The 14,910-nt window shown below is 63.3% G+C and carries 13 protein-coding genes; 7 read left to right on the top strand and 6 right to left on the bottom strand.

The features are described 5' to 3' along the window. The first annotated feature begins 16 nt into the window (after positions 1–16). The gene (locus ACXAEH_RS10870) at positions 17–1,354 is read left to right on the top strand and encodes a YeaH/YhbH family protein (RefSeq protein WP_475032691.1); all 1,338 of its coding nucleotides are present in this window, start codon (positions 17–19) and stop codon (positions 1,352–1,354) included. Continuing rightward, a complete protein-coding gene (locus ACXAEH_RS10865) occupies positions 1,341–2,855 on the top strand; it encodes a SpoVR family protein (protein ID WP_475032689.1) in 1,515 nt (504 codons plus the stop codon). The genes ACXAEH_RS10870 and ACXAEH_RS10865 overlap by 14 nt, the downstream gene beginning before the upstream one ends. A gap of 88 nt (positions 2,856–2,943) precedes the next feature. Here the strand turns inward: ACXAEH_RS10865 and ACXAEH_RS10860 are convergent, their stop codons facing one another. Continuing rightward, entirely contained in the window at positions 2,944–4,056 is a 1,113-nt protein-coding gene (locus tag ACXAEH_RS10860; RefSeq protein ID WP_475035561.1) for an S-(hydroxymethyl)glutathione dehydrogenase/class III alcohol dehydrogenase, read from the bottom strand. A gap of 357 nt (positions 4,057–4,413) precedes the next feature. Between ACXAEH_RS10860 and ACXAEH_RS10855 the strand changes: the two genes are divergently transcribed. Both ACXAEH_RS10855 and cueR read left to right on the top strand, forming a co-directional pair. Continuing rightward, positions 4,414–6,921, top strand: a complete 2,508-nt coding sequence (locus tag ACXAEH_RS10855; protein WP_475032687.1) for a heavy metal translocating P-type ATPase — start codon at positions 4,414–4,416, stop codon at positions 6,919–6,921. Beyond that, positions 6,918–7,307: a Cu(I)-responsive transcriptional regulator gene (cueR, locus tag ACXAEH_RS10850; protein WP_475032685.1), complete on the top strand. Its 390-nt coding sequence runs from the start codon at positions 6,918–6,920 to the stop codon at positions 7,305–7,307. The genes ACXAEH_RS10855 and cueR overlap by 4 nt, the downstream gene beginning before the upstream one ends. A 63-nt stretch (positions 7,308–7,370) precedes the next feature. On the opposite strand, the gene ACXAEH_RS10845 is transcribed toward cueR, so the two are convergent. From ACXAEH_RS10845 to pcaC, 5 genes are all read right to left on the bottom strand, one after another. After that, positions 7,371–8,033 (bottom strand): HAD family hydrolase, encoded by a 663-nt coding sequence (locus tag ACXAEH_RS10845; RefSeq protein ID WP_475032682.1) that lies wholly within the window; start codon positions 8,031–8,033, stop codon positions 7,371–7,373. 76 nt (positions 8,034–8,109) lie between these two features. Continuing rightward, the gene (locus ACXAEH_RS10840) at positions 8,110–8,940 is read right to left on the bottom strand and encodes a 3-oxoadipate:acetyl-CoA acetyltransferase (RefSeq protein ID WP_475032681.1); all 831 of its coding nucleotides are present in this window, start codon (positions 8,938–8,940) and stop codon (positions 8,110–8,112) included. A gap of 11 nt (positions 8,941–8,951) precedes the next feature. Continuing rightward, a complete protein-coding gene (gene pcaG, locus ACXAEH_RS10835; RefSeq protein WP_475032680.1) occupies positions 8,952–9,572 on the bottom strand; it encodes a protocatechuate 3,4-dioxygenase subunit alpha in 621 nt (206 codons plus the stop codon). Then, positions 9,572–10,300: a protocatechuate 3,4-dioxygenase subunit beta gene (gene pcaH / locus ACXAEH_RS10830; RefSeq protein ID WP_475032678.1), complete on the bottom strand. Its 729-nt coding sequence runs from the start codon at positions 10,298–10,300 to the stop codon at positions 9,572–9,574. The genes pcaG and pcaH overlap by 1 nt, the downstream gene beginning before the upstream one ends. Positions 10,301–10,311: 11 nt before the next feature. Beyond that, positions 10,312–10,704: a 4-carboxymuconolactone decarboxylase gene (gene pcaC, locus ACXAEH_RS10825; RefSeq protein ID WP_475032677.1), complete on the bottom strand. Its 393-nt coding sequence runs from the start codon at positions 10,702–10,704 to the stop codon at positions 10,312–10,314. Between the two features lie 106 nt (positions 10,705–10,810). Between pcaC and pcaQ the strand changes: the two genes are divergently transcribed. The 3 genes from pcaQ to ACXAEH_RS10810 all read left to right on the top strand — a co-directional run bounded on the left by pcaQ (position 10,811) and on the right by ACXAEH_RS10810 (position 14,752). Continuing rightward, positions 10,811–11,722: a pca operon transcription factor PcaQ gene (pcaQ, locus tag ACXAEH_RS10820; protein WP_475032675.1), complete on the top strand. Its 912-nt coding sequence runs from the start codon at positions 10,811–10,813 to the stop codon at positions 11,720–11,722. A gap of 123 nt (positions 11,723–11,845) precedes the next feature. After that, positions 11,846–12,754 (top strand): MBL fold metallo-hydrolase, encoded by a 909-nt coding sequence (locus ACXAEH_RS10815; protein WP_475032673.1) that lies wholly within the window; start codon positions 11,846–11,848, stop codon positions 12,752–12,754. Positions 12,755–13,093: 339 nt separating this feature from the next. Further along, on the top strand, positions 13,094–14,752 hold the full coding sequence (locus ACXAEH_RS10810; RefSeq protein ID WP_475032671.1) for a transcriptional regulator: 1,659 nt from the start codon (positions 13,094–13,096) through the stop codon (positions 14,750–14,752). Positions 14,753–14,910: the final 158 nt, after the last annotated feature.

Raw genomic sequence — 14,910 nt, 5'->3', positions numbered from 1 at the left:
AGGAGCGCTGTGCAACATGCATCATTTCATCGACAGGCGCGCCAATCCGAAGGGCAAAAGCCTCGGGAACCGGCAACGGTTCCTGCGGCGGGCCCGGGAGAATATTAAGGAGCGCGTCGATCAGTCGGTCCGGGGGAAGTCGATCCAAAGCGGCAGCGGCGTTCCGGACGAAGGCGAAAAGGTCACCATACCTTCAAAAGGATTGAAAGAGCCGCGGTTCTTTCACTCCTCCAAGGGCGGCACCCGCCGCCATGTGCTCCCCGGCAACAAGGATTTTGTTGTCGGCGACACCATCAAGCGGCCGCAGGGCGGCGCAGGAGAAGGCGGCCGCAAGGCCTCTGAGGACGGGGATGGCGAGGACGAGTTTTCCTTCACCCTGACTCAGGAGGAATACCTGGAGATCCTGTTCGAGGGGCTGGAGCTGCCGGATCTGGTGGAAAAGGCCACGGTGGAGACCGAAACCATCGGCACCCGCCGGGCCGGGCTCACCACCGCGGGCACGCCCAACAACCTCAACTTGGTGCGCACCATGCGCAACTCGCTGGGACGCCGCATTGCGCTGCAGCGACCCACGACAAAAACGCAGAAGGACCTGGAAGAGCAAATCGCCGAGCTGGAGGCGCTGGATGAACGCACCGCGCCGCAGGAGGCCTTCCTGGAGGAGCTGAAAAAGCGTCTCGAAGGCATCATCCGCAAGCGCAAGGTGGTTGGCTACATCGACCCGCTGGATCTGCGCTACGACACCTTTGTGCCCGAGAAGATCCGCAATTCCCGCGCGGTGGTCTTCTGCCTGATGGATGTCTCCGGCTCCATGCAGGAACGGGAAAAGGATCTGGCGAAACGCTTCTTCCTGCTGCTGCATCTGTTCCTGGAACGCTGCTACGAGCACACCGAACTGGTGTTCGTGCGCCACACCCACCACGCCCAGGAAGTGGACGAGGAGACCTTTTTCTACGCCCGCGAAACCGGCGGCACCATCGTGTCCACCGCGCTGGAAAAGATGAAGGAAATCATCGAGGAGCGCTATCCGCCGGATGAGTGGAACATCTACGGCGCCCAGGCCTCGGATGGTGAAAACTTCGGCAATGACTCGGTCAGGTGCAAAAATCTGCTGCTGAACGATCTGCTGCCGGTCAGCCAGTTCTACGCCTATGTGGAGATCGTGGATGAGGCAGCGGAAATGCTGCTGAACAACCCGGAAGCAGGCGAAGACCTGTGGCAGAACTACCGCGAGGTGAAAGAGCAGGCGCAGCATTTCGAGATGCAGCGGGTATCGCAGCCCGGCCATATCTATCCGATCTTCCGGGAGTTCTTCCTTCCTAAGGTGAAAGGGGCGCAGAATGCAGGCAGCTGAAAAGGCGCGTGAGCCGCTGTTCGACGGGCCGGAATGGACCTTTGAGCTGATGGAAACAGCGCGCGACGCGATCGAGGAGATCGCGCTGGGCGACCTTGGTCTGGATGTTTATCCCAACCAGATCGAAATCATCTCGGCCGAGCAGATGCTGGATGCCTATTCCTGCGTTGGCCTGCCGCTGATGTACCAGCACTGGTCCTTTGGCAAGCATTTTGCCCGGGACGAGGCGCTCTACCGCACCGGCCGCCAGGGCCTGGCCTATGAGATCGTCATCAACTCCAACCCCTGCATTAGCTACAACATGGAAGAAAATACCATGGCAATGCAGACCCTGGTGATGGCGCATGCGGCCTTTGGCCATAACCACTTCTTCAAGAACAACTATCTGTTCCAGCAATGGACCGACGCGGCGGGCATTCACGACTATCTCGCCTTTGCCAAAAACTACATCGCCGCCTGCGAAGAGCGCTACGGCCTCAGCGCGGTGGAGGAGGTGCTGGACGCCGCCCATGCGATGCAGTCCCAGGGGGTGTTCCGCTACGGCCGCCCGCCCAAGCCAACCACCGAAGAACTGGTGGCGATGCAGAAGGTGCGCGAAGGCTATGAGAGCGGTCAGAGCGTGCTGGATATCTGGACTGACTCGACGCTAGGCCGGGATAAGCTGGAAGAGGTCGAAGACGCCTCCTACAGCGCGCGCCGCAAGATGATGAACCTGCCGCAGGAAAACATCCTCTATTTCCTGGAGAAACACAGCCCGGTTCTGGATGCCTGGCAATGCGAGCTTCTGCGCATTGTGCGGATGCTGGCGCAGTATCTCTATCCGCAGAAACAGACCAAGGTGATGAACGAGGGCTGCGCGACCTTTGTGCACTATTACATCATCAACAAGCTGTATGAGCAGGGCCAGATCACCCAGGGCGCCTATATGGAGATGATGCACAGCCACACCAATGTGGTTCTGCAGCCGGAGTATGACGATCCGCGGTTCTCCGGCATCAACCCTTACGCGCTGGGTTTTGCGATGATGAAGGACATCCGCCGCATCTGCCAGGATCCGACGGATGAGGACCGCGAATGGTTCCCGGACTTCGCCGGCGATCCGGATTGGCGCAAGGTGATGCGCGAAGCCTGGGCGAACTATCGCGACGAAAGCTTTATCCAGCAGTTCCTGTCGCCGAACCTGATCCGCAAGTTCAAGCTGTTCACCCTGACCAACGACGCCGATCTGCCCAATCTGGTGGTGAGCCAGATCCACAACCGGGCAGGTTACAAAGCGATCCGCCGCGACCTGGCCAAGCAATACGACCTGGCCTATCTGGAGCCGGATATTCAGGTGACCGATGCCGACCTGCGCGGTGACCGGGAGCTGAAGCTGACCCACACAGTGCGCGATGGCATCCATCTGGACGAGGAGGATCAGGAGGAGGTGCTGAAACACCTGCGCTGCCTCTGGGGCTATGGCGTCAGCCTGGATGCGGTGGAGGCTGCCAGCGAAAGCTGATCGCCCGGCCGGCGGTGCGGCGTGCAGGCTTCCAAAGAAAAACGCAGGCTCCAGGGCCTGCGTTTCTTTTCTTTAGCTTGTAAAGTCTTCAGAACTCGACAACCGCCCGGATCGACTTGCCTTCGTGCATCAGATCGAAGCCTTCGTTGATCTGGTCCAGAGTCAGCTTGTGGGTGATCATCGGGTCGATCTCAATCTTGCCGTCCATGTACCAATCCACGATCTTCGGCACATCAGTGCGGCCCGAGGCGCCGCCGAATGCGGTGCCGCGCCAGGAGCGGCCGGTCACCAGCTGGAACGGGCGGGTGGAGATCTCGGCCCCCGCCGGCGCCACGCCGATGATGATTGATTCACCCCAGCCTTTGTGCGCGCATTCCAGCGCGGTGCGCATCACATTGACATTGCCTGTGGCGTCAAAGGTGTAATCCGCGCCGCCGCCAGTGAGTTCCACCAGATGCGCCACCAGATCACCCTCGACCTCGGCCGGGTTGACGAAATCGGTCATGCCGAAATGCGTGGCCATTTCCACCTTGCCCGGGTTCAGGTCGACACCGACGATCTGGTCAGCACCGGCCATCCGCAGGCCCTGAATGACGTTGAGGCCGATGCCGCCGAGGCCGAAGACCACTGCGCGGCTGCCGATTTCCACCTTGGCGGTGTTGATCACTGCGCCGATGCCGGTGGTGACGCCGCAGCCGATGTAGCAAACCTTGTCGAAAGGCGCGTCCTCACGGATTTTCGCCAGCGCGATTTCCGGCACCACGGTGTGGTTGGCAAAGGTCGAGCAGCCCATGTAGTGGTGGATCGGGGTGCCATCCTGCATCGAAAACCGGGTGGTGCCGTCGGGCAGCAGGCCGGCGCCTTGGGTCGAGCGGATCGCCTGGCACAGGTTGGTCTTGGGGTTGAGGCAGTACTCGCACTCACGGCATTCCGGGGTGTAGAGCGGGATCACGTGGTCGCCGGGTTTCAGCGAGGTCACGCCTTCGCCGACCTCGATTACGACGCCTGCGCCCTCATGGCCCAGGATCGCCGGGAAGATACCCTCCGGGTCGTCGCCGGAGCGGGTGAATTCGTCGGTGTGGCACAAGCCGGTCGCCTTGATTTCCACCAGAACCTCGCCCGCCTTGGGGCCTTCCAGGTTCACTTCCATGATTTCCAGCGGCTTGCCAGGAGCCACGGCGACGGCGGCACGGGTCTTGATCATCGGTTGGTCCTTCGTCTTCTAACTTCGGGGCCGGGCCGCGCAGGGCGGAACCGGGGTGAATTTTTTGCGATGAGCGATGCAATATCTGTTTGCCTGACCAAGCGTTACATTTGCGGTCTGGCGCGTGCAAGCATTGCATGGCCACCCTATCAGCGCAGGTCCTCAATACTTTGCCTCAAATGCGACCGCAGACATGCTGTCCGCGCCACGCGGCGGTGAACAAAAGCACCGCTGTTCCAGAAACTTGACCGTAAGCTTCCTGTTTTTGGAAGGAAGCTTGCCGAAGTGCCTTGACCTTCCTCTGACTGGAACCCTCATATAGGCAGGCATAGGACCCAAATCAGCGGATATCCCATGTCGGACCACACCCGGATTTCATTGCGTATCACCGGTCTCAGCTGTGCAGGCTGTGCCGGGCGGGCAGAGCGTGCCCTGGCCGGGGTGGAAGGGGTGTCCTCGGCCTCGGTGAACCTGGCCAATGCCACAGGGCAGGTGGCGGCGGCCGGGGATGTGCCGCTTTCGGATCTGACCGGCGCTTTGGCGGCGGCGGGGTATCCGGCGGCGGAATCGCAGGCGGTGCTGACGGTCGGGGGGCTGAGCTGTGCGTCCTGTGTTGGCCGGGTTGAGCAGGCGCTGCTGGCAGTGCCGGGGGTGCTGTCGGCCAGTGTGAACCTGGCGAATGAAACCGCGCAGGTCAGCTACCTGACTGGTGCCGCGCGGGCTGCAGATCTGGCCCGGGCTGCTACCGAGGCGGGGTATCCCGCCCGCCTCAGTGGTGCGGCGGCGGATGAAGCAGAGCAGGCGGACCGGCGCAAGGCGGAGGAGATCACCGCCCTGAGGCGGCAGGTGCTGCTGGCTGCACTGCTGACGCTGCCGGTGTTTCTGATCGAGATGGGCGGCCACATGATCCCGGCGCTGCACCATTGGGTCGCGGCCAATATCGGTCTGCAGAACAGTCACTTGCTGCAATTCACCCTGGCCACTGCTGTGCTGGCCGGGCCAGGGCGGCAGTTCTATTCCAAGGGTTTTCCTGCGCTGCTGCGAGGTGCTCCGGACATGAATGCGCTGGTGGCGCTGGGCACTGCGGCAGCCTACGGGTTCTCGGTGCTCTCGGTCTTTGCGCCAGGGCTGCTGCCTGCGGGCACCGCCAATGTCTATTTCGAGGCCGCGGCAGTGATCGTGGTGCTGATCCTCACGGGGCGCTTTCTGGAAGCCCGCGCCAAGGGCCGCACCGGTGCCGCGATCCGCAAGCTGGCGGGATTGCAGCCCAAGACAGCGCTGGTGGTCAGCGGCGGCGACGCGGTGGACATGCCGGTGGAAGAGATCGGCGCCGGAGACCTGATCCGCAGCCGCCCGGGGGAACGGATAGCAGTGGATGGCGAGGTGATCTCCGGCAGCTCCTATGTTGACGAGAGCATGATCTCCGGCGAGCCGCTGCCGGTGGCCAAGTCCCGCGGCGACGGCGTCACGGCGGGCACGGTCAACGGCAACGGTGTGCTGGACTACCGGGCCATCCGGGTCGGGCGCAATACGGTGCTGGCGCAGATCATCCAAATGGTGGAGCAGGCACAGGGGGCCAAGCTGCCGGTGCAGGGGCTGGTGGACCGGATCACGCTGTGGTTCGTGCCAGCTGTCATGGCGGTTGCCGCACTCACGGTGCTGGCCTGGCTGGTCTTCGGCCCGGCGCCCGCGCTGCCGCTGGCATTGGTGGCCGGGGTCTCGGTGCTGATCATCGCCTGCCCCTGCGCGATGGGGCTGGCCACGCCGACCTCGATCATGGTTGGGATCGGGCGGGCGGCGCAAATGGGTGTTCTGTTCCGCAAGGGTGACGCGCTGCAGCACTTGCAGAAGGTGCAGGTGGTGGCGCTCGACAAGACCGGCACGCTGACCGAAGGCCGCCCGGTGCTGACCGAATTGATCTGTGCGGACGGCTTCAGCCGCGAGGAGGTGCTGCGCCTGTCCGGGGCAGCGGAAGCCTCCTCCGAACACCCTATCGCGCAAGCAATTGCGGCTGCGGCAGGCAGAAGCCTGCCCAAGGCAGATGCATTCGAGGCTATTCCCGGTTACGGCCTGCGCGCTGAGGTGGAAGGGCAAGAGGTTCTGGCCGGCGCGGCCCGGCTGATGGCGCGCGAGGGCATTGCCTTGGGCGGTCTGGAGGCAGAAGGGCAGCGGCTGGCGCAGCGTGGTGAGACGCCGCTGTTTGTGGCCATTGCCGGCCGGGCGGCGGCGGCGCTGGCGGTGGCGGATCCAATCAAGCCGGGCACCCCCGCGGCCATCAGGGCCTTCCACGAGCAGGGGCTTAAGGTGGCGATGATCACCGGCGATGCCACCGCCACGGCGCAGGCGATTGCCGCGCGGCTGGGGATCGACGCGGTCAAGGCGGAATGCCTGCCTGCGGATAAGGTAAGGGCGCTGCAGGAACTGCAGGCGGATCATGGCACGCTGGCCTTTGTCGGCGACGGCATCAATGATGCGCCTGCGCTGGCGGCGGCGGATGCCGGGATTGCCATCGGCACCGGCACCGATGTGGCGATCGAGGCAGCCGATGTGGTGCTGGTCTCGGGCGATCTGCGCGGCGTGGTGAGTGCACTGACCGTCAGCCGCGCCGCCATGCGCAACATCCGCCAGAACCTGGGCTGGGCCTTTGGCTACAACGTTCTGCTGGTGCCGGTGGCGGCAGGCGTTCTGTACCCCTTCGGCGGGCCGCTCTTGTCGCCTGCGCTGGCGGCAGGCGCCATGGCGCTGTCGAGCGTCTTTGTGCTGGCCAACGCCCTGCGCTTGCGCCGGCTGAAACCGGCCATAGATGAGGAGGGGGCCGGGAAGATCCCTGAAGCAGGTTCCAAGCAGGAGGCAAGCGCATGAATATCGGTGATGTGGCCAGCCGCTCAGGCCTTCCGGCCAAGACCATCCGCTATTACGAGGACATCGGCCTGATCAAGCCGCACCGCAGTGCCAACGGCTACCGCTGCTTTGCCGAAACCGATCTGCACAAGCTGGCATTTTTGGGCCGGGCCCGGGCGCTGGGCTTCACCATCGAGGACTGCCGCACGCTGATGGCGCTGTATGAGGACGAAAGCCGCGCCAGCGCCGATGTGAAACGGCTGGCGCAGAAGCATCTGGCCAAGATCGAGGCCAAGATCGCCGACCTGCAGGCGATGCGGGGCACCTTGGGCGAGCTGGTCAAAGGCTGCGCAGGCGACAGCCGCCCGGACTGCCCGATTCTCAAGGATCTCTCCGGCGAGGGATAGCGCGCGCCGCCGCTTCACGTGAGGGTGCAGAAGGTTTGAGGGAAGCGCGTGGAGCGCTGAGGCTCACCTTAGCCCAAGCAGTGCAGGCAATTGCCACATGGCACCAAAGGGCTGGGCGCCGAACAGGCGGCCGGACGGCAGCGTGCCTGCACCGGAGTAGGCAAAACAGGCCATGCCTGCCGCCTGCGCCGCTTCCAGACCGCTGGGGCTGTCCTCGATCACCGTGCAGCGCGCGGGCGGGATGCCGTGCAGCGAAGCCGCGTACAGGAACACATCCGGCGCCGGTTTGCTGCGGCCCACCTCATAGGCGGAATAGATGAGGCCTTCAAAGAACGGCAGCAGACCGGTGTGCGACAGGGTGAATTCGATCTTGCCGCGCAACCCGTTGGAGGCCGCGCAGAACGGAATGCCGGATTGAACCAGCACCTGCAGCACTTCCCGCACGCCGTCGATTGCCTGGCAGTCGCGTTCAAGCTCCACCATCGCCTGATCATAGAACGCATCCGGCCAGTCCGCCGGGACCGCCAGCCCGTTCTCCATCAAATAGGCTTCCACGTCACCCTTGCTCTTGCCGATGAATTGCGCGCAGCAATCGGCATGGGTCAGGGCAGCACCTGCCGACAGCAGGTAGCGGTGCAGGACACGCAGGAAGATCGGCTCGGAATCCACCAGGACGCCGTCGCAATCGAAAATGACCAGACCGGGTTGGGGTGTGGAAACAGGCATGGCGCGCCACCCCTGGTTGTGAATGTGTGCAATCTAGCTGTCTGAGATTGCAGTGCAAGCGGCTTGCGCAGGTTTCCTATGCCGGCCGCAGCTCCAGGATTTCGCGGGCCTGCTGCCAGGTGGCGACGGGGCGTTCGTATTTTTCACACAGCTCTGCGGCACGTTTTACCAGCGCCGCGTTGGACGGCGCCAGGGTCCCGCGGTCCAGCCGCATGTTGTCCTCCAGCCCGGTACGGGTGTGGCCGCCCGCGGCGATGGACCATTCGTTGACCAGGATTTGCCCGGGCCCGACCCCGGCGCCGCACCACTGGGCCTCCGGCGCCAGCCGCCGCATGGTCTTGACGTAGTAATCAAACACATCCTTATCGACCGGCATCGCGTTCTTCACCCCCATCACGAATTGCACATAGAGGGTTCCAGGTATGCGCCCCTCGCGGTTCATCTTCACCGCTTGGTGGATGTGCGAGAGGTCAAAGGCCTCAATCTCGGGCTTGACCTCATAAGTGCGCATTTCTGAGGCCAGCCAGTCCACCAGATCAGGCGAATTCTCATAAACCCGGGTCGGGAAGTTGTTGGAGCCCACCGACAGCGAGGCCATGTCGGGGCGCAGAGGCAGCATGCCGCCGCGTTCATGTCCGGCGCCGGAGCGGCCGCCGGTTGACAGCTGCACGATCATGCCGGGGCAATGATTTTGCAGGCCTTCCATCAGGCGGGCGAACTTCTCCGGGTCCGAGGTCGGCGTCTGGTCGTCATTGCGCACATGGCAATGGGCGATGGAGGCGCCGGCCTCAAAGGCTTCCTGCGTGCTTTCGATCTGTTCGGCGATGGTGACCGGCACCGCCGGGTTGTTGGCCTTGGTCGGCACCGAGCCGGTGATGGCGACGCAGATGATACAGGGTTTGCTCATGGCCTTTCCCCTTAAATGTCAAAGAAAACGGTTTCACCTTCGCCCTGCAGGCGTATGTCAAAGCGGTAAACAGTCAGGCCGTCCCGTTCGCCGCGCCGAGCGATCAGGGTCTGGCGGCGGCTTTCCCATTCGATCAGGTTGATCACTGGGTCTGCGGCATTTGCCTCGGCCTCATCCTCGAAATAGAGACGGGTGTTCAGGCCCACATTGATGCCGCGGGCCACGATCCACAGGTTGATATGCGGCGCCATCATCCGGCCGTTGCGCCCCATCACTGCTCCGGGCTTCACGGTGTCAAATCCCCATTCTCCACTCTCGAAATCGGTGATCACCCGGCCCCAGCCGCGGAAACCCTCCTCGACGCCGCCGGAATGTTCTGGGTGCGGATAGACGCCGTCCGCATTGGCTTGCCAGGCCTCCAGCAATACGTCCTTCACCGGTGCGCCGGTGCCATCCAGCACCACGCCCTCGACGCGGATGCGCTCACCGGCCGCATTGGGGCCTGCGATGTCCCAGCCAAGCTCCCGTTCGTAGATCTCGAACCCCGCCGCACCGGGAGCGAGGCCGATGTGCACATAAGGTCCCGCGGTTTGCGACGGCGTTTCCTTCAGGTAATCCAGCCTTTGCGTCATCAGTTCCCCTCCAGCCGGTTTTCGAACAGGGTCGAGCGCCGCCCGCGCAGCACGATGTCAAACCTGTAGGCGATGGTGTCGAGCGGGATCGTTGCGTTCATGTCCATCCGGGCAATCAGCATATCGACAGCCTCGGGGTCGGGAATGGTGTTCACGATCGGGCAGCGGGCGATCAGCGGATCGCCCTCGAAATAGAGCTGGGTGATCAGCCGCTGGGCAAAGCCGGAGCCGAAGACCGAGATGTGGATATGTGCGGGGCGCCAGTCGTTCACCCAGTTGCGCCAGGGATAGGCGCCGGGTTTCACGGTGCGGAAATGGTAGCAGCCGTTTTCATCTGTCAGGACCCGCCCGCAGCCGCCGAAATTCGGGTCCAGCGCGCCGAGGTAGGTGTCCTTCTTGTGCCGGTAGCGGCCCGAGGCATTGGCCTGCCAGATCTCCACCAGGGTATCCGGCACGGCCCGCGCGTTTTCGTCCAGCACCCGGCCATGCACGATGATCCGCTCGCCGATCGGGCTTTCGCCGGGTTTTGCAAAATTGCGCAGCAGGTCGTTGTCGCCGGGATTGATGTCATTGTGGCCGAACACCGGCCCGGTGATCTCGCTGGCGGTGTTCTCCAGGCTGATCAGCGGCAGCCGGGGCGACCGGGTCACCGAGGTCTTGTAGTCCTGCGACAGGGCGGGCGGGTGCCAGCGCCGGTCGCGCTGATAGAATTCACCGGGTTTCGGCATCTGGGTACTCCTCAGTCGGCGGCTTTTGCGGCCTCCATTTCCGCATAGGTCTGCTTGGCCAGCTTCAGTGCGCGGTTGGCCCGCGGCACCCCGGCGTAGATTGCCACATGCTGGAAGGCCTCCAGCACATCGTCGCGGCTGGCACCGGTGCGGGCGGTGGCACGGATATGCATCGGGATCTCGTCAAAATTGCCGGTCGCGGCCAGCAGCGCCAGCGTCAGCATCGAGCGTTCGCGCAGGCTGATCCGGTCTGACGCCCAGACAGTGCCCCAGGCTGTTTCGGTGATCAGCTCCTGAAATGGCTGGTCCAGCGCCGTCATGGCGGCCTCGGCGCGGTCCACATGGCTGTGCCCCAGCACTTGCCGCCGCACCGTCATGCCGCGGCTGTAACGGTCCTGCGTCATCTTGCTCTCCCTTGGCTGCGGGGAGTATCGCATACCGGGACTGGTCTGTATAATTCTGAAAACGGCATGAAATCATAATCACTTTGATATGCGGCTATCGTCATCATTGAAACTCCGCCATCTTGAGGTCTTTGTCGAAGTGGCCCGCAAGATGAGCGTCACCCAGGCTGCCGAGGCGCTGGGCATGACCCAGCCTGCGGTCACACGCAGCCTGCGCGAACTGGAGGAAGTCTGCGGCAAGCCCCTGGTCGAAAAACACGGCCGCGGCATCCGCCTCAGCACCTATGGCGAGCTGTTCCGGGAGCACGCGGGGCGCAGCCTGGCCCTGGCGCGCGACGGCGTGGCGCTGTTGCAGGGAATGGGCGAGGCCGACGGGCCGTTGGTTTCCATCGGGGCGCTGCCCACGGTGGCTGCCGATCTGGTGCCGGACACGCTGGCGCAGTTGCGCGCGGGCGGCGCACCGGGGCGGTTCATGGTCCGGACCGGCGAGAATCAGTACCTGGCCGACCAGCTGCGCCGCGGCAGTCTGGACGTTGTGGTGGGCAGGCTGCCCGCACCGGAAACCATGGCCGGCGTGGAATTCGACCCGCTGTTCCGCGAACGGGTGGTGGCCGTTGTTGCGCAGGATCACCCCTTGGCCGGTGCCGTCCATGTTCCTCCAGCTGCTTTTGACAGCTATCCGGTGCTGATGCCTTCGGAAGGGTCGATCATCCGCCCCTTTGTTGAACGGATGTTCCTGGAGCAGGGGCTGGTGACGCCGCGCTTCCCGGTCGAGACCGTCTCCGCTGTCCTGGGACGGCGTTTTGTGCTGTCGCACCGGGCTATCTGGTTCATCAGCCAGGGTGTTGTCCGGCCAGAGCTGGAGGCGGGCAGCATGGCCGCGCTGCCGTTGAATACGGATAGCACGCTGGGCGCGGTGGGGCTTTGCGTCCGGCGCGGGCACCAGCTCTCGGCTGCTGCGCATCGGTTCTGCTCTGCCCTGCGCCGCACCTGCGCGGCGCAGGGGCTGGCTAGATAGCTTCACACAATATTTTTTGCCCGCCTGCGTCAACGCGGAGTGTTTCAGTTGCTGCGGTATCTTCATATAATTCAATAAACAGTATGTATGCATTTGACGGGCGGTAACGCAAAGGGAGATGTCATGGCATTGACCAGACGGGATTTTGGCCTGGCGGCCGCAGCGGCGCTGGCATCGGCGGCATCGGCGGGCGGGGCTTCCGCGGGGATCGAACTGGGCGGCAAGCGGATTGAAACGGTTTCTGACGGTACGCTGACCCTGCCGCGTGAATTCGTTTTCGGCGGGCTGGACCCGGAGGTGCTCGAGCCGCTGCTGCAGCAGTATGGCGTGGCACCCGGGCCGCTGCAGCCGGAGATCAACGTCACCTTGCTGCGGGACGAGGGCAGGGTGGTGCTGTTCGATGCGGGGTCTGGGACAGGGTTTCAGGACAGTGCGGGCAGGCTGCCTTCGGCATTGGAGACCCTCGGAATTGCGCCTGAAGATGTGACCCACGTGGTCTTTACGCATTGCCATCCAGATCATCTCTGGGGGGTGCTGGATGATTTTGAGGACCTGCTGTTTCCAGAAGCAGTGCACATGATGGGCCAGGCAGAGTGGGACTACTGGTCCGACCCGGAAACGGCAACGCGCATCGGCAGCGGCCGGGCCGCGATGGCGGTTGGCGCCCGCCGCCGTCTCGAGGGTCTGGCGGACCGGGTGCAGCTGTTTGCGGATGGTGCCGAAATCCTGCCCGGTGTCGCGGCCCGCGCTACACCTGGCCATTCTCCGGGCCATATGTCGTATGAGATCCGCGGTGGCGGCAATAGCGTGATGATCCTGGGCGATGCCGTCGGTAACCATCACGTCAGCTTTGCCGAACCGTCCTGGCCGGTAGGCAGCGATCAGGACCCGCAAGCGGCGGCGGCAGCCCGGACACGGCTGCTGGATCAGCTTGCCGCCGAGCAGATGCAGATGGTCGGCTATCACCTGCCGGGAGGCGGCGTGGGGCGGGCCGAACGCACCGGCAGCGGTTACCGCTTTGTGCAGGATTAATGGGTCCTGACTCCAGTGAACAGCCAGTGGTTTGGAACCAAGAGGTTTACAATATGCACGCTGAGCGTGCGTTAGCCGCTCGTCCGGTTCCGTGGCGCAAATTTTCTAGAAGAGATTGCGGTTAAGGCGGAATAGCTGCGCGGTATGCCCTTCCTCTGTTGTGTTACGCAAAATTAACTATACTGTATTTGAATAAATTTACATCCAATGGTTGTTGTCGGCGCACCGCAGGGATCAAGAGCAGCTTGCGTACAATCTTAAGTTGCAAAATAGATTGCAGTAATGCAATATGATGGTGCTTTAATCTCGGGTGCAGCAAGCGTTAAGTGGGGTTAACAGATGACTGTTTTTCTTAAGATTTGCCGGTTCGGTGCTTTTGGGGTCTTTCATGCTGACGGAACCAGCGTGCAGCTGGGTGCCAAACATCAGGCACTGATGGCGCTGTTGTCCACAGCGGATGGCGGGATCCGCACGCGGGCGTTTCTGGAGAAAACCCTGTGGTGCCTGGCGCAGCCGGAACAGGCCAAGGCCAGCCTGCGCACGGCGCTGTCGACGCTGCGGCGGCATCTGGGGCCGGATGCGGCCAAGCTGTTGTTTGCCAACCGTGAGCGGGTCATTCTCGACCTGACCCGGGTGGAACTGGACAGCTGCATGGCCAATGCGGAGTTCATGGAGGGTTTCGAGCTGCCGCATGAAACCGTCTTTAACGCCTGGCTGGGCGACACCCGGGCGGAATATGCCCGGGGCACCGCCAGCCCGGCGCCGCATGCCGGGTTGCCGCCGGGCCGCATTATTCTGGACCGGCTGCTGCCTTCGATTGCGGTCCTGCCATTTGTGCATCGGTCGCCGGGGCAGACCGCGGCCCCGCTCGGTTCGCTGATGTCCGAAGAGCTGTCGCGCCACCTTTCTCGCAGCTGGGCGTTTTCTGTCACCTCCTACCTTGCCTCGCGCCAGTTTGACCCGGAAACCGTGCGCCCGGCTGAAGTGTCTTCGGTGGCTGGGGTCGATTACCTGGTGTCAGGCACCATCACCGGCGACGGCAGCCGTTTCCGGACCGAAATCGATCTGCATGATGCGGTCCGGGAGAAGGTGATTTGGTCGCGCAGCTTTGAAGGCACAAAGAGCAGTCTGATGGAAGGGCGCAGCGCCGTGCTTCGCAACGCGACCCTGCAGATCGGTCAAAGCGCGGCCGGGGAGGCGGTCCGGTTGGCTGGTTTCAAACCCTTGGCGACGCTGGAAAACCATACGCTGCTGATGGCGGCGATCTCCCTGATGCAGGAGATGGAGGCGCAGAAATTCCAGCAGGCGCATGAAATCCTGTCGCATCTTCTGGAGCGGGAGCCGAAACATGCGCTGCCGCTGACCTGGATGGGGTTCTGGCACGTGATGCGGGTCGAAAAAGGCCTGTCGCCGAACCGGGAGGAGGACAGCCGCCTGGCCAGCCGGATGGCCGATGCCGCGATTGAAGCGGCGCCGGGGTTTTCACTGGCGCACACGCTCAAAGGTGTCATTTCCAGCCATTTGACATTCCGCTTCGATCTGGCTCAGGACGCCTATGACCTGGCCTTGCGCGACAATCCCAACGAGGCGCTGGCGCTGCTGCTGAAAGGCGCGACGCTGGCTTATCAGGACATGCCGGACGAGGCGGTGCAGATGACCGACGCGGCGCGGCGGCTGACCCCCTTGGGTCCGCAGCGCTATTATTTCGACGCGATTTCGGCGCTGGCGAACCTGTCAGCCCGCAACTTTGGCCGGGCGATTGAACTGGCCGACCGTTCGCTGGAAGCCAAGCGGGCGTTCCCGGTGCCGCTGCGTTCCAAGGCAATTGCATTGCAGATGTCAGGCCGGGGCGACGAAGCCCGCACCACAGTGCAAAAGCTGCTTGAGGCAGCACCGGAATTCTGCCTGTCGCAGTTCCAGCGCGACAATCCGGCAGCTATGAGCCCCGCCGGGCAGGAGTGGGCCTCCGCCTTGCGGCAGGCCGGGGTGCCGGAATAGCAAACCAGGCTGCAACGGCCCGTCTTGGCGGGTGACGCCGGGTAATATGTGCCTTGAATACACCTTCTGTGTCAGAGTGCTGGACAGGAAGAATTGGAAAGCATGTTACCCGCCGCCGCGGGCCGGCGGCTGAAAGGGCAGGCTTGGCCTGCATCGGC

The organism is Leisingera sp. ABM4_060 (genome assembly GCF_056158765.1).
The sequence above is the reverse complement of the archived record's forward strand: the minus strand, read 5'-3'. Positions and strand labels throughout refer to the sequence as shown.